19 protein-coding genes are annotated in these 19,384 nt (G+C 38.4%); 2 read left to right on the plus strand and 17 right to left on the minus strand.

Translation table 11 applies throughout. The annotated features are described in order from the left end of the window. Position 1 precedes the first annotated feature (1 nt). From EM4838_RS10720 to EM4838_RS10730, 3 genes are all read right to left on the minus strand, one after another. Positions 2-688, minus strand: coding sequence for a DUF969 domain-containing protein (locus EM4838_RS10720; RefSeq protein WP_023520114.1), 687 nt, complete (start codon positions 686-688; stop codon positions 2-4). Between the two features lie 433 nt (positions 689-1,121). Then, on the minus strand, positions 1,122-1,913 hold the full coding sequence (locus tag EM4838_RS10725; protein ID WP_071867797.1) for a TraX family protein: 792 nt from the start codon (positions 1,911-1,913) through the stop codon (positions 1,122-1,124). 342 nt (positions 1,914-2,255) lie between these two features. Next, a complete protein-coding gene (locus tag EM4838_RS10730) occupies positions 2,256-3,680 on the minus strand; it encodes a basic amino acid/polyamine antiporter (RefSeq protein WP_023520116.1) in 1,425 nt (474 codons plus the stop codon). A gap of 208 nt (positions 3,681-3,888) precedes the next feature. On the opposite strand from EM4838_RS10730, the gene nrdI reads away from it, so the two are divergent. Further along, the gene (gene nrdI / locus EM4838_RS10735; RefSeq protein ID WP_071867798.1) at positions 3,889-4,338 is read left to right on the plus strand and encodes a class Ib ribonucleoside-diphosphate reductase assembly flavoprotein NrdI; all 450 of its coding nucleotides are present in this window, start codon (positions 3,889-3,891) and stop codon (positions 4,336-4,338) included. 36 nt (positions 4,339-4,374) lie between these two features. Here the strand turns inward: nrdI and EM4838_RS10740 are convergent, their stop codons facing one another. The 14 genes from EM4838_RS10740 to EM4838_RS10805 all read right to left on the minus strand — a co-directional run bounded on the left by EM4838_RS10740 (position 4,375) and on the right by EM4838_RS10805 (position 17,492). Further along, complete coding sequence (locus tag EM4838_RS10740) at positions 4,375-6,348, minus strand: glucose PTS transporter subunit IIA (protein ID WP_071867799.1); 1,974 nt, start codon at positions 6,346-6,348, stop codon at positions 4,375-4,377. Positions 6,349-6,361: 13 nt separating this feature from the next. Then, positions 6,362-7,255: an N-acetylmuramic acid 6-phosphate etherase gene (gene murQ, locus EM4838_RS10745; RefSeq protein WP_071867800.1), complete on the minus strand. Its 894-nt coding sequence runs from the start codon at positions 7,253-7,255 to the stop codon at positions 6,362-6,364. Then, complete coding sequence (locus tag EM4838_RS10750; RefSeq protein ID WP_071867801.1) at positions 7,252-8,319, minus strand: DUF871 domain-containing protein; 1,068 nt, start codon at positions 8,317-8,319, stop codon at positions 7,252-7,254. Before EM4838_RS10750 ends, murQ begins: the two co-directional genes overlap by 4 nt. A gap of 269 nt (positions 8,320-8,588) precedes the next feature. Further along, a complete protein-coding gene (locus EM4838_RS10755) occupies positions 8,589-8,861 on the minus strand; it encodes a hypothetical protein (RefSeq protein ID WP_071867802.1) in 273 nt (90 codons plus the stop codon). A gap of 19 nt (positions 8,862-8,880) precedes the next feature. Continuing rightward, on the minus strand, positions 8,881-9,186 hold the full coding sequence (locus EM4838_RS10760) for a hypothetical protein (protein WP_071867803.1): 306 nt from the start codon (positions 9,184-9,186) through the stop codon (positions 8,881-8,883). Positions 9,187-9,202: 16 nt separating this feature from the next. After that, positions 9,203-10,561: a Tle-like phospholipase domain-containing protein gene (locus EM4838_RS10765; RefSeq protein WP_071867804.1), complete on the minus strand. Its 1,359-nt coding sequence runs from the start codon at positions 10,559-10,561 to the stop codon at positions 9,203-9,205. 2 nt (positions 10,562-10,563) lie between these two features. Beyond that, on the minus strand, positions 10,564-11,079 hold the full coding sequence (locus EM4838_RS10770; protein WP_071867805.1) for a hypothetical protein: 516 nt from the start codon (positions 11,077-11,079) through the stop codon (positions 10,564-10,566). Positions 11,080-11,221: 142 nt separating this feature from the next. Further along, the gene (locus EM4838_RS10775) at positions 11,222-11,572 is read right to left on the minus strand and encodes a hypothetical protein (RefSeq protein ID WP_086335021.1); all 351 of its coding nucleotides are present in this window, start codon (positions 11,570-11,572) and stop codon (positions 11,222-11,224) included. Beyond that, positions 11,572-12,084: a hypothetical protein gene (locus EM4838_RS10780; protein WP_086335022.1), complete on the minus strand. Its 513-nt coding sequence runs from the start codon at positions 12,082-12,084 to the stop codon at positions 11,572-11,574. Before EM4838_RS10780 ends, EM4838_RS10775 begins: the two co-directional genes overlap by 1 nt. Positions 12,085-12,306: 222 nt before the next feature. Beyond that, positions 12,307-12,888 (minus strand): polymer-forming cytoskeletal protein, encoded by a 582-nt coding sequence (locus EM4838_RS10785; protein WP_071867163.1) that lies wholly within the window; start codon positions 12,886-12,888, stop codon positions 12,307-12,309. Positions 12,889-13,043: 155 nt separating this feature from the next. Beyond that, the gene (locus tag EM4838_RS10790; RefSeq protein ID WP_071867164.1) at positions 13,044-13,571 is read right to left on the minus strand and encodes a histidine phosphatase family protein; all 528 of its coding nucleotides are present in this window, start codon (positions 13,569-13,571) and stop codon (positions 13,044-13,046) included. Positions 13,572-13,675: 104 nt separating this feature from the next. Continuing rightward, on the minus strand, positions 13,676-15,190 hold the full coding sequence (locus tag EM4838_RS10795; protein WP_071867165.1) for an Lsa family ABC-F type ribosomal protection protein: 1,515 nt from the start codon (positions 15,188-15,190) through the stop codon (positions 13,676-13,678). Between the two features lie 251 nt (positions 15,191-15,441). Further along, on the minus strand, positions 15,442-16,542 hold the full coding sequence (locus EM4838_RS10800; protein ID WP_071867166.1) for a glycerate kinase family protein: 1,101 nt from the start codon (positions 16,540-16,542) through the stop codon (positions 15,442-15,444). Between the two features lie 59 nt (positions 16,543-16,601). Continuing rightward, positions 16,602-17,492, minus strand: coding sequence for a WaaS/CpsH family glycosyltransferase (locus tag EM4838_RS10805; protein ID WP_071867167.1), 891 nt, complete (start codon positions 17,490-17,492; stop codon positions 16,602-16,604). Positions 17,493-17,787: 295 nt separating this feature from the next. Between EM4838_RS10805 and EM4838_RS10810 the strand changes: the two genes are divergently transcribed. Next, positions 17,788-19,152: an amino acid permease gene (locus tag EM4838_RS10810; RefSeq protein ID WP_071867168.1), complete on the plus strand. Its 1,365-nt coding sequence runs from the start codon at positions 17,788-17,790 to the stop codon at positions 19,150-19,152. Positions 19,153-19,384: the final 232 nt, after the last annotated feature.

The following is a 19,384-nucleotide window of genomic DNA, read 5'->3' on the forward strand; positions in this document are numbered from 1 at the left end:
CTTATTTCTCCTTTCCTGAATAGTATTTCTTCGCTAATTTCTTTTCTTTTAAATAAAAATAGACACTCGCAACGACTAGAGCAGTGATGGCAACTGGTATCTGTACCAATGCCAACTGACCAAGAGTTACCTCGTAGCCTAAGTCTTTCAATGTGGATTGTACTAATAAAGCACCTGCCCCACCGATAAATAGTACTTGACCAAAGAACCAACAAATATTTTCCATCGCTGAAGACATTCCTTTTAATTCCTCTTCATGTTCCGGATTGACAGTTAATCCTTTTGATTCAACGGTACCTAACGCCATTGGCATGATGATTGGACGGACAAAGCCGGCCACCCCACCAAAGCTGACATTGAAAGCTGCAAAGATCATTCGGAAAACACCATAAATATCGATGATCATTCCAGCGGATACCTTCTTGAAACGTTTGATCAACGTTGCAGCAGATTCCTTCAGACCATTGCGTTCTAACGTACCAGTTGCTAACATAATGATAATAAAAATTGCCATTCCTCGGTTATTCACAAAACTTGTACCTAAAGTTTCCAGCATACCTTCAAGTCCTAATCCACCAGTAAATGCGGTCACGACTAACGCAACCATAACGATCAAGATCGAATCTAACTTGAAAGCAAAACCAAGAATAACAATCAGTACGCCTAACAGGCTAAGATAATTTTCCATCTGTTTTCCTCCTAAAAATTACATGATATTTTTTCATTATAAAATAAAATTGATTGAAAATATAGAGAATTCTTACAAAAAAAATAATATATTTTAAAAATTCTGTCAATTCCATAACAACAAATGACTTGAAGTCTTATTTATACTGCCGATTTTCTTGAACTACATAACATTTCTTTACATCTAACTAAGGGATCAAAACTGTAATGTTTGAAACTACTCATAAAAACAAATGAGACGTTTCTGAGACATTAGTCCTCTCTCCCCTAAAACCGAATAAACGACAAGAACAGAAGTAACCTCTTCGAAAAAACAAGACGCCATCCACAAGAATTTGAAGAACAATTTTTGTGGATGGTGCCTTATTTCTTGAGGCTGAACACTTCTATCCAGACCTCGCCTCATTTGTTGAAACAAGCTAGTCAGTTGTTTCTTAATGAATAAAAGATAAAATCAAATAAATGATCCATAGATGTAACGGATAAAACAAGTAAAAGAAGTATTTGTCGAATGCGCGTCCGGTTCCACCTAGTTTTCCATTATAAAGAATGATAAATGGGATGACGGTGACCATCATAAATTCATTATCAAACGTTAAAAATTGATACAATGATTGATAATCAGGCATTTGTGTGTAGGATAAAATGGCTAGACAAAATAAAATCAGCGTATAAACAAAAATACCTAGAACCAATTTCCCTCGTTCTTTTTTCTCGCGGAAGAAATACATCAGCAACAACATTGGAACTAAATACAGACCACCTTCCGAAAAAGCAACCGTGATCATGACCAATAAAAGTGCTACTGCTACGAGCACTCCTTTTCTCCAAAGTGTTTTTCCTTTTATTGTAGAAAGAAGCCACATCAAGCAAAACAGCAAGAATAATGTCAAAAAGATATTATGTGGACCTAAAAATAAATAATAGTCTGGCTGATGATCATATTCACTGATGTAATTTCCTGTTAATAACTGATAGATGATATTTCCAATCGCTACTACGAATGCAGCTATTCCTAATCGCTTCGCATACTGATATTTACTATGCGTATACTTGAAACCTTCAACTAATAAAAATACAAATAATGGCGCAACAAAACGTCCCAACCACGAGACCCAACTTGGCAACCCTAATTGCATCCCGAAATAACTGTTGATATGATCAACGACCATAAAAACAATTGCTATCCATTTCAATTGATAGCTCGTCAACCCTTTTACTCTCATATATTCCCTCCATTTTTTATGCCTCAAGGAATAAGTATAGCCAATCGCCACCTATTTCGACCATCTTTCTCTCAACCTTTTCACTTACAAAATTGTTTGTTTGGATCATCATTAAAACAGTAACTCCCTCAAGGTGTCAAAATGTGACTATGCAATCATGCCTCTTCACTGAAATGAAACGAACAATCGTGGAAAAACGTTGTGAGAAAGTCACGTATCGTTTTCATCGAAGAAACGCCGAACAGGCAACATGAAAAAACACCTAAGAAATGACCTGAATCAGGTCGATCTCTTAGATGCTTTTGAGTGATACAAAAGAATGGTTTTCAACTTTTGTGAGTTTTATAAGTGCAATACCCCAGTTGCAAATAATGCCAATGCCACTACTCCAAAAATCGAGACTAACGAAAGCAATAAATAATCAAGTTTTGTCTGTGGAACAGCTTGCTGTTTTTCTTTTCTTGCTTTGAGATAAAATAGGATACCTGGTAAAAATAATACAAGAACGAGCATCACTTCATTGAAAGCAACAAATAGCATTGCCCAAATTTGAAAAGCACTTGCTAATGAGCCAACCAAGAATTGGACCCATTCTTTTCTTTGATAAGATAGTTTCATTTGATACAATCCTAAGAACAACCACGTAAAGAAGATCGCTGCAGTTCCTAAAGTATAAGCAAAGTTATAGGCGCTATCTGTAAACAGTAGCGAAAGCAAAAAGACATTTGTACATAAAGTCGTTAATACGATCGCATATGTCGGTGCGCCCTTTTTATTGACTTTCCCCCAACGCGCTGGCAATAAGCCATCATCCGCCATATTGCGCATCGTTTCAATGGGTAAAATCGTCCAAGATAACCATACACCGACCAAGGAAATGATCAGTCCACCATTGATCACGACAGCTCCCCATTTACCAACCATCATCTCAAACACATAGCCCATTGCTGGTTGCGTTTGGATTGTTTGGAGTTCTTCCATCGTCATCGTACCGTAAGGCAACATCGAAACTAAAACATAGATCACGATCAATCCAAAAATCCCTAAGATCGTGGCTTTTCCGACATCTGATTTTTTCTTCGCTCGTGAACCAACCACAGATGCACCTTCAATTCCAACAAATACCCAAAGCATCACCATGATACAACTTAGGATTTGACTTGAGAAAGGAATCGGCTGTCCATTGGCATTCAAGATGATATCACTTGAAAAATTATTGATGAATTGTTGCAATGAGAACGTGCTGATAGCAACAATAATAAATAAAAATAGCGGAACTAATTTACAAATTGTCACGATTGCATTGACGTAACTGGCATTTTCGACTCCTCGATTGACGAGCCAAGCATATCCCCATAAAAATATAGTACTGACGATGACCGAGGCGACATTTTGACCCCCATCGAATACTGGAAAGAAATAGCCCAACGCACTCATCAATAGCGTAGCAAATGCCACGTTTCCTAACCAGCAGGTCAGCCAATAGCCCCACCCACTGATGAATCCCGAAAATCGACCAAAGCCAGCTTCGGCATAACTAAAAATACCACCTTCTAATTCTGGACGTTTCTTATTGATATTATTGATTGACAAAGAGAGCATCATCATGGACGTCCCAACTAATACCCAGCTGAACAATGCTGGGCCACCAGCCGATCCTGAGATGTCGGTCATAATACCGAAAACGCCACCTCCAATCGCTGACCCAATCACTAAGGCCGCTAGTGGGATCAATCCAATACCTTTTTTCTGTTGCTCTGTGTCCATGTACGCATCCTCCAAAATAAACCGCTTTTATGCAAAGTATAGCAAAACTTCGTTTCATTTATTTTTTTCTAAAAAATTCTAATTGAAATTTAATTGTAACTATTTTTTTCTAATTATACAAGGAAAGCGACCGCTTCTCTTCCTCTTCTTCTCTACCAAAAAAACAAAAAAATGCTATACTGGATAAGAATGATTGGAGGACGATATCATGAATATCTTATATATCTCAATTTCTGGTAATACCCGAGGATTCGTCAAAAAATTAGCAGCTTTTGCTACGGAACAACATGAAAAAGATGCTTCACTTCCCTTAGTCCACCTAAAAGAGATCCATGAAAATAGCGACTTTGAAAAAGAAACCAAACCTTTCTTTGTGTTTGTGCCAACCTATCTAGAAGGAGGCAATGGCATTGATAGTGGTGACCAAGAGATTTTGACAGAAACCATGCGAGAATACTTGGAATATCAAGAAAATCATGCGCTTTGTCTTGGTGTTGTCGGTAGCGGAAATAAAAACTTTAACTATCAATATTGTTTGACAGCGAAACAATATGCTGAACAATTCGGCTTCCCTATGGTAGAAGATTATGAATTACGTGGTACGCCAACAGATGTTGAAAGAATCTACCATGCTTTAGTTCAACGATATAGAGCTTAATAAAAAGCGCAAAATCCTTTGATTTTGCGCTTTTTATTATTTTACACTTTCAACATCCATCACTGGTGTTTTTGCTCTTACTTCACCTGTATGTGTCAAAACAAACGTTAAGACATGCTCCATATTTGTCAGAAGAACCATCATAGCGGTTTCTTTTCCTGCCTCTTTGATCGCAGCTAGATCCACGTCCGCTATCATCGTATCTTTTGTGACAGCTTGTCCTTCACTCACTTTTATATCAAATGGCGTCCCACCTAGTTCCACAGTATTGACTCCCATGTGGATTAATAGCTCTAACCCATCAGCTGTTGTTAATCCGATGGCATGTTTCGTTGGGAAAATAGAGCTGATGATCCCAGAAGTTGGCGCATAGATATGACCATTCGTTGGTTCAACAAAATACCCTTCTCCCATCATCTTTTGAGCAAATACAGGATCACTCGCTTGTTCGATTGATTGCACTGTACCATCTGCTACTGCACATAATTGAACGGCTTGTGTTTGATTTGTTGAGTCAGTACTTGATGCTGTATAAACAGGTGCTTCTTCTGCTAATTCTTCTTTCGCTAATTGTTCTTTAGGAATCCCGAAAAAGAAAGTAGCTAAGAATCCGCCCGCATAAGCAGCTAATAATCCAAGGACGTAGCCAAACCATTTGCCATCTGAAATCAAAGGAATCAACGCTGCGCCAGAAGGACCAATAGCAATGGCACCAATATTCCCGATCAAGCCGATCACCGCACCACCGATACCGCCTCCAATACAAGCAGTAATGAATGGACGACCTAAAGGCAATGTTACACCATAGATCAATGGTTCACCAATCCCTAAAATCCCTACAGGTAACGCACCTTTGATCATTTCAGTCAATTCTTTGTCTTTCTTACAACGTACCCATAAAGCAAGCGCAGCACCAACTTGTCCAGCTCCTGCCATTGCTAAAATAGGCAATAATAATGTACGTCCTGTTTCATCGATCATTTGCACATGGATCGGAGTCAATATTTGATGCAAACCAAACATGACCATCGGTAAGAATAATGTACCTAATACAAATCCTGAGAAGGCGCCACCCACACTAAGTACCCAATTGATCCCTCCTACCATACCATCTGAGATAAAACCAGCTAATGGCATGATCAAGAAAATCTCGATCAGCCCGATGGCAATCAATGAAAGTGTTGGTGTCACAATGATGTCTACTGCATCAGGAACGATTTTGTGTAATTTCTTTTCAACGATGGAAAGCAACCAGACCGCAAAAATCACTCCGATGATCCCACCTTGTCCGGCAGCAAGTGGCGTTCCAGTAAACAGGTTCGTCAAAGGAGCTTCTGGATTCATCCCCGTCAACATGACAACCGCACCGATTACTCCACCAAGTGTTGGCGTTGCGCCAAATACTTGAGCGGCATTGATCCCAGTATAGATGACAAGATAACTAAACATCCCATTTTTAAGAATGTTCATGATGTCGATGTACTGTTGCCATGATGCACCATCGATGGTTCCGGCTGTCACAAGGTTTGTCAATACTGCGGCGATCCCTGCAACGATCCCTGTACCAACAAAAGCTGGAATCATTGGGACAAATATATTCGAGATATCTTTTAAAATTGATTTGATTTTTGACGGTTTTTGTTTTGATTTTTGTACTTTCTTCATCTCTTGGGCACGTTCGTTGACCTTGTCTTTCCCTGATAAACCAGTTGTAACATTAGGGTTTCCAGGGATTTTTTCACCTAGTTTGACTCCTGCTTGGTCAACCATTTCTTGTGCGACTTTGTTTACTTTCCCTGGTCCGATGATGACTTGTAACTGTTCGTCCTCAACTACCCCTAACACGCCCGGTATCGCTTTCAATTTCGCTACGTCGACCAACGATTCATCAATGACCTTCATCCGAACCCGTGTCATACAATGGACAACGCTGTCTACGTTGCCCATGCCACCAGCTCCAGCATAAATTTGTTTTGCCAGTTCTGTCAAAGTCAATTCATTTTTTGCCATTTCCTTTTCCCCCTTACAACGTTCGTTTTACAAAGCCGTCTGCCTCAGCTAGTTTCCTTTTCGCTGTCTCTTTGTTACTATTCGTCAATAACATAACGATGGCTAGTTTAACATTTTGTTCCGCTTCATAAAAGTATTTTTCTGCTGTTTCATAATCCACTTCGGTTGCTTCCATGATGATTCGCTTTGAACGTTCGACTAATTTGTCATTTGTTGGCTTGACATCGACCATTAGATTATTGAATACTTTTCCGATACCGATCATACTGATTGTAGAAATCATATTTAAAATCAATTTCTGTGCAGTTCCAGATTTTAAACGTGTCGAACCTGTTAAAAATTCTGGTCCGGCATCTACCTCAATAGGAAAATCAGCATGTTGACTGATCTCAGCTTCTTTGTTACAAGAAATCGTTGCCGTCTTTGCGCCGATTGAACGAGCATAGTCCAAGCCACCAATCACATAAGGCGTGCGACCGCTAGCCGCGATACCTACGACCAAATCATTTTCCGTCAAGTTCAACTGGATCAAATCTTCTTTCCCTAACTCAAGTGAATCCTCTGCACCTTCAACTGCGACAGTCATAGCCGCTTCACCACCTGCAATCAAACCAACGACCATTTCAGGCTCTACACCAAATGTAGGAACACACTCCGCTGCATCCAATACGCCCAAACGTCCACTTGTGCCAGCGCCCATGTAGATCAAGCGTCCATTTTTTTTGAAAGAAACAATCGCTGCTTCAATCACTGGTTCAATACTCGGTAGTTCTTTTGCGACAGCTGCCGCCACTTCATGATCTTCTTGGTTCATCAAGCGAGCGGCTTCAGATACACTCATCTCATCCAAACCAAATGTCTTTTGATTTCTACGTTCCGTTGTTAATTTATCTAAATCGATCGTCATTTCTCAATTCCTTCTTTACATTTAAATTTATAAATCATTCCTGCATGGATTTGTTGGATCAATGGCAAATCAGCCGAGATCACTCGTGCCACACAATTGACTTTTTCATCTGCTGGTAAATCTTCTTTCATTAGTTGGATTTCACCCATATAGCGAAGATACGCTTCATTATCTAACGTGACCGTACCTATTTTCCGTTCATCAGTTAATCGAGCAGGAATAGGAGGGATTTCTCTAAATCGTGCATCTGCACTACGTACCACAGCTTTAGCTTCATCTTGTCGATTCGTATGTGTACCTAAAATGATTGGACCAAATGTTGGGTCCAACAATGTCACATGTAATAAGATACCGCCTGTTTCTTTATAATACAAAAATTGTTCCTGGGTGGTCAGCGATAGCCCACCGTCACCAATATAGATTAGATCAGTTTCACATGAAGCTAAGTCTAGCGCTGCTGCCAAAGGATGTTGATAGCGATGTTCTTCCAATGTTGGAAGTCCTTTGTATAAAGGGCCTCTCAACACTTCATCTCCTGGTACAAATCCTTGAATCTTAAATCCTTGTTCTGCTAACCATTGATTTTTTCTTTGGTACCACGATTTGTCTAACCCTGTTTCTGGGCGCGGATAATAATTGTGCCAAGCTTCCATCTGAGTAAAATCAGCACCTGCTTCTTTTAATTCTTGCACATCTTGTTCAGTGATCGTGCTTGCATTCAAACTGATTTTCAATTGATGAGACCACTTCGCAATCTGTTGGTTCGACAGGTGATAATCCATCCGCAGCCCTGTCACACCAATCTCTTTTAATGGCTCAAGATTTTCTAAGGAGAACCCTGCCAACTCTAATGCCTTACCCGATATATCTACCATCAACTCTAATCCGGTTGCTTTTGCTTCTTGGCCAAGTTCCGTCAAACGCCTTTTATAAGCTGATGGATCATCTTCTGGAATATGCATGGATGTAAAGATGCCAATAAATCCCTTCTCTGCCATTTCATGGATATACGTTTTCGTTTCTTCGGACAACTCTTGATTCATAAATACAGAAAAACCAAACATGTACTCTCCCCCTCACCATGTATCCGCATTCATTTATAAATTGATTATACTTCGTATGAAATAATTTTTCAACACAAATATAAAATATATTAAATTTCATTTCTTGGTAGCGTAAAAAAAACGAATCAATGAATTCATCTAAGCAACTAATCCAAAAAAACCGAAAATAGTCCAACCTATTTTCGGCTTTTATAGATTATTCAGTTGATCAATTCTGACAGAATCCTTTAATCAATTTATGTAAGAATAAGTTTTTTGTGTTTCTTTGACTAACCTTTGTCTAAGGCTTTTTCTTGTTCGTCTAAAACTAGCGACACTTTGTTGCCAAATTGCCCTTTGAGGGTCTCCTTCAATCCTGTACCTGCTGAAGAAATCGTGTGTTTTGCTCTATTTGTCTCATTCTTCCCAGATTGATTTGTCGTTCTTATTTTCAATCCCTTCTCACTTTTCAGCGCGATTCCAAGTGAACGAGTTAAGCATTTTTCCATATCTTTCTGATATTTCTCCCACCATTGATCAATCATTTCAAACATTTCAAACATTTCAAAACCTCCATTCTTTTTAATCCAATTGTGCCAGTTTCTTACGATAGATCTGCTCGTTATCTTCTAGGTCAAGCTGGATTTTCTTTCGTTGATGGCGCAATTTCGTCGACAGATCCTCTTCTAAACGAGAAATCATGATACGTCCATAGTCAAAAGCCTCTTGTGGTTCAGAAAAAGTTTGCAAAATCAATCGGAGATCTTTATAAGTCGCTTCCGCTAGCTCATGGACTTTTCTTTCTGTTGCAATCATTGCTTCTTCTTGCTCTGATAACCCTCGTTTCGTTGCTTGATATGTTTCATAAAGCTGTATTTCCTGACTCAATTTTCCTCTCCTCCTTTTATACCCCAAACAATTGATTCGCTAATTCTTTGTCACGTGCCACCATTTCATTGATTTTTCGGGTGATTTCATCGGCGAGCGTTTGAAACTGTTCCGACATCTGATCGATCTGGCGGATCTTATCTCTAAATTCTTGTGTTGGCTCATCGACAATCTCCCATTTCGTACAACCAACTTCGGCTAATGTTTCAATCACCTCGTTATAGGTCAAATGTGGCGTATAATTGCGTATTCTTCCCAACCAGTCATTCCATAAGTCTTCCAACTCGGTGATCCCGTTTTGGTAAATCACACGAACATTTCCCATTGCCTCGTCAAATTTACTAGCAGCCGTCCGTACTACAGCTAATGCTTGGCTATCCTCTAAATAAATTTTTTCTGATTGAGAAAGTCCACCGCCACTTGCAGTCAGCTTCTGCCGTAACTCTTTTAATGTCAAGAATTCTTTGATTTGAACCTTGAGCCACTCATTTTCTTCTTTCAAACGCTTGATTTCATCTAGCGTATGCTCGCCACTGACTGCTAGTAATTTGATCATTGCTTCGTTTTCCAAAAGTGTTTGTTGCCACAAAGTTGGGGCTAACAAGATACTTCCATTACCATCGACGTATACGATGATCTGTCCATGCTTATCGATATAATTTCCCTCTTCATCTGTTCTGAATTGATCCAGCGAATGGCCAAATGTTTCCCAGCCCGAATTATCGATTCCAAAACTATTGATTGGAAGCATCCCTTTCCCACCAGTGAAAAGCCCACTCGTGACGACATCCGAAGTGTCGTAGATATTGATCAGGGTACCGTTATGATTATCGAATAAGGCTTGTGCAAACCCTGGTCCCGCCGCGCCGTACGTCACACTATCATAACCATTGATCGCTGCGACAAAAAGTGCTTTAGCGCCACCTAATGAGTGTCCTGTCGTTGAGATCGTATAGCCATCTGATTTGGGATACTGCTTTTCAATTTCACGGGCATAGTTCAAGGCAGAAGCAAATGCACCATTTGAGTGTTTATTACTTCGACCAATTTCCTCAAGGTTAGTATGCCAATCTTTGAGCGAATTCGTGCCAGCATAAGCAATCGTGAGGTTTTTGGTGATGACGGAGTCGGGGAAGCCAGGTACTTTTCTTAATTCATTATCACTAAGTTTTTTGAATTCATCTTTAATTTCTGCTACTACCATTGCCTGCGTACTATTTTTCTTTGGCTTAGATTCATTGCCGATTTTGTCTTTATTGGTATCTATGGTATTTATAACTAAATAATCTTGTTTTTCTCCAATTTTAGTGTTCATTTCAATTTCTCCATGCTCAACTTTATAAACCTCATTGGAAAAATCTCTATTTTGATCCATAATTATAAACCTCCGTAATAATATTCAATTATTTCAGTAGGTGTTTCTATTCCATTAGGAAATTCTCTTACTTCTATAAAATACTTGTCTTCAGTTTTTTTTCTACCTATATCGACATTGTAGCGCCATTTATTTGTTTCTGCGGATTTTACTCCCAAAGTTGCGATATGCTTGTTAGAATTATTCAAATTAAAATGTACTTCTAAAAAATTCATCGGACTAATCGAATACCCAGTAAATTCTATTTTGTTTATATCTATATATTTCCTAACACTTACAACTTTTTCTACATATTCTTCTGTTGTCAACTCTCCATTACTATATTGTTGTGTAAACTTATCAGTTTCCTTATCATTCGTCGTATATAACCGATAGTTATTGTACACATAATTCGCCAAATCTTTCTGTATTTCCAGCAATTCTTGAAGATCTTCTTCTCTTTTATCCATATACATTTTTCCTCCGATTCCTCCTAAAATAATTACTACTAATACACCTAACCAAAGTCGTTTCTTCATAGCTCCTCCTTTCAGATTCTATCTTGTTCTATATATGTTCAGACTAAGCTTCTCGCTTATGCTGGAATTTTTATGTAATATATATTTTTTTCATAGTTATGTACTTCTACAATAAAAGATAATTATATGAATAGGTAATACGTCATAACCGTTGATTTCTCTCACCAATTTCCTCAAGATTTGTATGCCAATCTTTGAACGAAGTCGTGCCAGCATAGGCAATCGTAAGGTTTCTGGTGATGACGGAATCGGGGAAGCCGAGAACTTTTCTTAAATCATTATCACTAAGTTTTTTGAATTCATCTTTAATTTCTGCTACTACCATTGCTTGCGTACTATTTTTCTTTGGTCGAAATTCATTACCGATTTTGTCTTTATCTGTATTTAAAGTTTCTATAACGATATGGTTTGTTCCAAGAGGTTTATCGCCATAATTTACCTTGCCAATTTCTAATTGATATATAAATTTAGATAAGTATCTATTTTGATCCATTAATTTATTCCTCCTGTATAATAAACAATTTGTTCATCTGAGATATCTAGTTTTTTTTCTGCCTTTCTTTCATCAATAAAATACGGTCCTTTACCTCTACCACCAGTTATTCTGTAAATAAACTTATCTGTTTCTGCCGATCTCGTATCTAACCATACTTCTTCTCGATAGACATCATTTACTGTGAAATAGATAATTAATGAATTCATTGGGTCAATAGAATATCCAGTAAATTCTATTTTGTCTATATCTATATATTTCCTAACACTTACAACTTTTTCTACATATTCTTCTGTTGTCAAACCCCCATTACTATATTCTTGTGTAAACCTATCAGTTTCCTCATCATTGGTTGTATATAACCGATAATTGTTATACACATAATTCGCCAAGTCTTTCTGTATTTCCAACAATTCTTGTCGATCTTCTTCTCTTTTATCCATATACCTCTTCCCTCCGATTCCTCCTAAAATAATTACTACTAATACACCTAGCCAAAGTCGTTTCTTCATATATCCTCCTTTATCTATGAATATCTTTTACCCCATATTATTTTCTATCATAGGGTTACTCTCTTTTTTGTTATATACGTTTTTTCGCTCAATTGTTTTTATGTAAAACTTCTCACTATGCCTATGGACGTATCACTAAGGATTGATATCGGATGTTTTTTAATGAAAAAAGACATCTAAAACAGAAGGATTTCTGCTTTAGATGTCTTGATGACTATAAGATTATTCGCTAACTGTTACGTCGCCTGTTACTGATGCGTCGTTTTCGTCAAGTTTTGCTGAATCTTGGTATTCTTGTTTTTCAAATGTTACGTTACCCTCTACTTTTGCTCCGTCTAATACAAAGCCGTTCGCTTTTACAAGTACGTCACCTTTGATTGTTCCGTGAACGATATTTGTGTTTTCTGATTCAACGATCAATGTTGGAACAGTGATTGTGTATTCAGCAGTTACGTTACGGTCATCGTCTTGTGAGTACAAAGCAATTTTGCGGTAGATGTCTGCACTTGCATCATCTTTGTCATGGAATTCGCCTGCGATAGTTACATCATTTGAGAATGTCACATCACCTGTTGCTGCAACGATCCAGTTACCGTCAGCTGACATTGCTTTTTCTAAAACAGCTGGATCATCACTGATTGAAGCTGTTGATACAACATCTGCTGAACTTTCTGTTGTACTTACTTCTGTTGTTGATGAAGCTGAACTAGAATTAGCTGAATCATTGTTGTCAGCACCACAAGCTCCTAAAGCCAAAAGTGCTGTTGCTGTTAAACCTAATAAAGATAATTTTTTTGATAACATTAAATTTCTTCCTCTCTTTTTGTATTCCTATGAAATTATACCATGAAAGCGTACTTATGTGAAATAATCTTCATGAAAAGAAAAAATATTTTATATAGCAGAACATTTACGATAACATCCTCTAGTTATTCTTGTTACGCCAAGAATAAAAACAGCTAGTCAAAGGTAACTAATTCTGTATTTTCAACAAAAAAGTCAAAGAATGTGTCATTTGGCATTGGATGAAAATAGGCATTGATGATTCGGATCAGTGCATTATGGCAAACAAGCAAGTAGACATTGTCCTCATCTTCTAAGCACTCTTTCAATAAAGGGGTGATCCGTGCATACACATCTAAAACCGATTCCCCATTTGGAAAACGTACCGCAAAATTTTGGCGTGCACGTTGAAAGTCTTCATCTTCGCTAGGACGCCCATCATAATCCCCAAAATCCATCTCGATCAGTCGTTCATCCACTGTCATAGGTAGATTGACTTTTTTGGCTACCGCTTGTGCCGTATCTCTTGCGCGTTGCAAAGGGGAATGAATGATCTTGGTGATCGGTATTTCCAAGTTTGCAACTTTTTCAGCGAGTTTTTCTGCTTGTTGTTTCCCTTTTTCTGTTAATTCGATGTCTGCATGGCCACAAACTAAGCCTTGAGCATTCCAAGTCGTTTCGCCATGTCTAGTAATATATAACATTAGATAACTCTCCTTTATTTTATGCTCTTTCAATTTTATCATACAATTTCAGTCCAAATGGATCATCTGCTTGGAATCGACGACGTTCGATTAGCCTTAGTGATTCAAATGTGTGTTTCTCTTCTTCTCAAGTCGATTCTTTTCGTTGCGACTTTTTCTAAAAATCGCTGGTCATGGTCGACGATCAACATCGCTGGTTTGACTTGTAATAAAAGCTGCTCGATTTGTTCTTGATTGAACACGTCCAGATAATTCAATGGCTCATCCCAGATATAAAGATCTGCGGATTGTGCAAATGATTTGGCTAATTCCACTTTTTTTCTTTGCCCCATACTCATGTTTTCAATGGAGGTATGAAACACGTCTCTTTCCATTCCTAATTTACGAAGATTATTTAAAAAGAGTTCCAAGTCTAGCTGATTCTTTTGCGCAAAATCTGTTAATGTTCCGGTGTTATCTTCATAGTTTTGGCGAACATAACTGATGCTGATTGTTGCCGGACGCGTGACATCCCCCTTGGATTGACCAGTAAATTCCCCAAGTAAATACTGGATGATCGATGATTTACCACTACCATTAGGTCCAGTTATTGCCACACACTCTTGTTGCTCGATGCTAAAGCTGATAGGATCGAATAACATCTCTTCATAGCCTAATTGTAGATTTTCTACTGTCAATAAGCGTTTATGATGCGACTGATTTGGGCACATGTTCAATGAATCGATCGACTCTAGATCTTTCAATAATTTCTCTTTCTCACTAATTTGAGTTTCCATCCGATTGACGATCGCTTTTGAACGTTTCATTGTACGAGCAGCATCCGCTCCAATTGCGCCACGATTGACACGCCGTGCTTCGGTATCAATAAAGCCAACACGTTTTTTTGTTTTGTCTCCTTCTCGAGAGTTAGCCCACTCCGCTTTTTCAGCTGCGGTTTTTTTCAAACGTCCGACTTCTTTTTTGATTTTTTGGTTTTGTGCTAACTCAAATTCATCTTTTCTACGCTTTTGTTCTTCGTAGACGGAATAATTTCCTTGATAAATCACTAATTGACTTTTTTCGATGACCAAAAGATGGTCAACGACTTCATCAATAAACTGACGATCATGACTGACAACAATAAACCCTTGTTTTTTCTTATTCAGGTATTCAGCTACTTGCTGACGCCCAACCACATCTAAGTGATTTGTTGGTTCGTCAATCAGTGGAAAATGCTGCTCATCGGTAAATAAGAGAGCCAGCAATACTTTTGTTTTTTCTCCGCCGGAAAGGGAATCGTAAGGGCGCCAGAGAATTTCCGGATCTGCCTGCATCAGCATCAACTCACGCTCGATCTCCCATAACTCACAATCTGAAACTTCTAACAACACATCATAGGTTAGTCGATTCGTTTCCCTGACCTGTTGTGGAAAATAGACAAATTCTTGTTGATGGGTCACTTTTCCTTGATAAGGTAGTTTGTTTTGCAAAATAGTTAATAACGTCGTTTTGCCACGACCATTTCGACCAATCAGTCCTAATTTCCATGTGGAATCAATATTTAGGTTTGCTTGATCGAATAACAGATTGTCTTGGCTGTCATAGCCAAACGTCAATTGTTTGATTTCGATTTTAGACATTTATCTTCACCTCGTTATAAAAAAGACCAGTCCTATTTTCAGAACTGGTCAAAGAAGATGAGTACAAAAAGAGACCCACTCATTGAAAGCAGCCAATTCTGAAAATCTGCATACTATCCCCTTGAACGAACAAGGTATAGTTAAAATGCAGCTTCAACAAATTGACTTACTTTTTCAATGCGCGGATCCCTCACTTTGTCTTTATTTGCCACTAGGTTACCATAGGTGTTTTAAGACTGTCAACCAATAAATTATTGCAACAAGCCACTGATTGCCTGTGAAAGTATTCTGACGTTCTCTAGTGTTTCTTGATGATCCAATGCCTTATCAAGAGAAGTTGGGCCAGTTTGGATACTAAATACACTAGGAAGAATCGTCGTTAATTGACCTAAATCTTTTTCCCGACTCCCACAGATTGCTACAACTTTTTTGTTGTGTTTTTTTGCCAAAGAAGCCACACCATAAGGCACTTTCCCATGAATTGTCTGTTGATCAATCCGTCCTTCTCCTGTGATCACGATATCGGCTGATTTGATTTTATTCTCTAAGTCTACTAACTCAGAAACAGTCATAAATCCCGCTTTCATCGTAGCTCCGACAATGGCTAAAGCGCCTCCGATTCCACCAGCTGCGCCACTGCCAGGGAGTTTATTCAAATCGATTGCTGTGCGTTCTTTGATTTGTTCAGCGACCTTTTCTGCTTGTGCTTCCAAAAATGCTAGTGTTTCTGGTGAACCACCTTTTTGTTTGCCGAACAGCTGAGTCGCACCTTGTTTGCCAGTGTAAGGACTCGTAACATCCGCTGCGATCGTCAATCGTTGCTCGATTCGCTCTAATTGAGAGACGTCGATTGTCTCGATGGATAACAAAGGATTCCCTTCTGTCACACCATTTAGTTTCGCCCCTAATGACTGCAATAAACCCAAGCCTCCATCAGAACAACCGCTACCACCTAATGTTACGATAACTTCGTCTACTTGCTGATTCAAAGCATCTTTGATCAACTCTCCTAAACCAAAACTTGAAGCTAACCGGATCGTTTGATCTGTCGGTTCGGTCAACAAGTCCAATCCAATAACTTCCGTCGATTCAATGATGGCTAACTTACGGTTCTTTTTTTGTGTCAGTAAATAACGACATGCTTTTTTCCGAAAGAGCAAATCCGGACAAAAAAGTGTTCGCCATTCCCCGCCTAAAGTAGCGTAAATCACTTCAGCAGTTCCTTCGCCACCATCTGCGATAGGTTGATTGACTGTTTGTTCCGCCTCCCCCCAGCCTTGCAATGCTGCTTGGTTGAGTTCAATAGACGATGCGCTACCTTTAAACGAATCGATTGCTGCAAGTAATTTCATTTAGAGACTCCTTTTTCTGTGATGATTGAACAACGTGTTTTTCTTTAACTATATCATATCTAACGTGCTTCAATACCGCTATATTCATAGATAGAAAATACTTCAGGATCATAATCGATAAACCGCTGTGACCAATTTTCTACATCAAAAAATTCGATGATCTCACGATCGACGGTTTGATAAGGGCTATTTAAGAATGCAGGAAGTTCATCCAAATTCCTTTCTTCCAACAAGAAAATATTTTGTGGATTGTAGAAACGATACCCGGAAATCGCTTTGTTATCAGTGACTAATTTCTTTTGGAAGAAAATCGATTCAAATGTTCGTAATGTCACACCACTTTGACCTTCTCGCAACAATTCTAAAATACCTGTCGAACCATTCGTCTTTTGCAAATATTCTGTATAGGTCAGATACCCTTCTTGATCATTTCCACGACTTGGTAAAATAAAAAAATTTGTTGAGATACCTAACTGTTCAAATGTGGCTTGATAATCATCTGCTCGTTGTTTTCTGCCGTTATCAGTTGCGCCAAAGAAGAGATCAGTCGTGACTTCAGCTTTTGGTAATTGCATCTCTTTTGAATAAAACGAACTATTATGCTTAATCCCTAACTCTTTTGCTTCTAAAATATCAAAATGGTAAATGTCATCAATTGCTGGTTCTGCTTCTGCTTTCTTCAATAACTGAAGGTGTTCTTCTTTGAAATGGTTCCAAAAGAAGAGAATGATCTTCGCATTTGTGTACGGTCGAATGCGAGAAGCAAATGCCACATCAAAACCATAATCTAAAAAAATAATTAGTTTATATTGATCGAGTTGCTGTTGGAACGATGACATAAAGGAATCATCCATCAAATCTTTTGCTGAGATGACGTCCATTGTTTGTACGTATGGGAAAAAATATAACGCCTTATTTTTCGCTATAAGCAATCGTTCGTGTTGGCTCATAGTTATCAACTCCTTATTTTTACTTACTCAAAACAAACCTATTAAGTATGGGTTTCCTCTTATAATAGCCCTGCATGAAAGGAAAAAGCGAATGAAACGCTTTCGTTTCAAGTTATTTTTTATAGAAATATAACAATAATTATCAAAACAGATAAGAGTTCTATGATTGTTTCATTAAAAATTACAAAAAAGTTTTCAGAATAGTTGTAATTGTCAGACAATTTGTTATTATAGAGAATATTATTTTATAACCTATTTGTTTTTTCAGCTATGTTTTTAGAAAAGAGGGTTTTTGATGGAAAGTACAGAACAAACAAAATTAAAAAAACAGCTAAGCTCTAGACACATCACGATGCTTGCTCTGGGTGGTGCAATTGGTGCTGGTTTATTCAAAGGAAGTGGTGAAGCAATTGGGATCGCTGGTCCTGCAGTTTTGCTTGCCTTTTTGATCGGTGGTGGTATTTTATTTATTGTTATGAGTGGTCTAGGTAAGTTAGTTTTAGACGGTGGGGATACACAACATGGATTATCTGGCTTGATTCGCCCTTATTTAGGTAATCATTCTGCGGACTTCGTCGACTGGGTCTATTATTCCATGTGGATGATCAATATCATCGCCGAGGCTGTAGCAGCAGCTTCCTTCTTACAATTATGGTTCCCGCATGTACCTGCATGGTGTTTCATCTTACTTTTAGCTATTTTAACGACTCTGATCAATCTTTATTCTGTCCGCTTGTTTGCTGAAACCGAATATTGGTTGGCTTTTGCGAAGATCAGTGTCATTATCTTGATGATTCTTTTCGGGATATATCTCGTCGGACAACAAATGTTAGGAACTGGAATTTTTCCTACATTAAGTCAATTGACTGATCACGGTGGCTTTACTCCCCATGGATTAAAAGGGGTCGTTAGTTCATTACTTGTCGTTATCTATTCATATGGCGGGTCGGAATTGATTGCAATCACCGTCAGTGAAGCGGACGATCCTAAAAAAGCCATACCAAAAGCGATAAAAGGGGTCATGGGCCGAATTGTTTCCTTCTATATTATTCCGCTTTTCTTATTGCTGATTCTTTTCCCTTGGAACACTTTAGCTGGTTCTGCAGTTAGCCCGTTCGTCTTGGTGTTTGAACAGATGAATATCCCTTTTGCTAGTGATATCGTGAACTTCGTCATTGTCTTGGCACTCTTTTCATCGATCAATTCTGGCGTTTATGCTTCTTCCCGTCTATTGTTTTTCCGTTTGAAAGACAAAAAAGGCACCGCCAAGAAACTGGCAAAGTTGAACAAACATTATGTGCCACAACGTGCTGTATTATTTTGTACCAGCGTGCTATATCTAGGTGTCATTCTTTCCTATTTCGTAGGTGACAAACTTTTTGGTTACTTAGCCGGTTCCCTTTCTTATACGGTACTCGTGATTTGGCTAATGATCAGCGCTGCCGCTTTTCGTTTAGCATTGAAGAAAGGCACTTGGCAAGCCAAAAGCTTTAATTTATTTGCTTTGATCGCGTTAAGCTTGATCTTGATTGGGATACTCATGACAAATTCAATTGGTGTAACGGTCTTGACAGCTTTGTTATATGCGGTGATTTTCTTTAGCTATCAAAAGAAAAAAGATGTCTTTGCGATAAAAAATGAGCCTTTTTCTTCGATTTGATTGATGATAAAGATAGATAACTAAAACTTCCCCATGAACCAGCTAGAAAATACGAGATCACTTGATAGATCTTTGAGCTTTCTAGCTGGTTTTTATTAGTCTTTTTAGAGAATTTTGAGCCTGGATGACCCATTCGTCAAAAAAGATCACCCTCATTTTTTGCAACGATACTTGAATAGTTGTTGTTTCACTTCATCGATACGTTCAATTGATGAGTCAAACCCTTGATTAT

Source organism: Enterococcus mundtii, assembly GCF_002813755.1.
GTDB lineage: Bacteria > Bacillota > Bacilli > Lactobacillales > Enterococcaceae > Enterococcus_B > Enterococcus_B mundtii.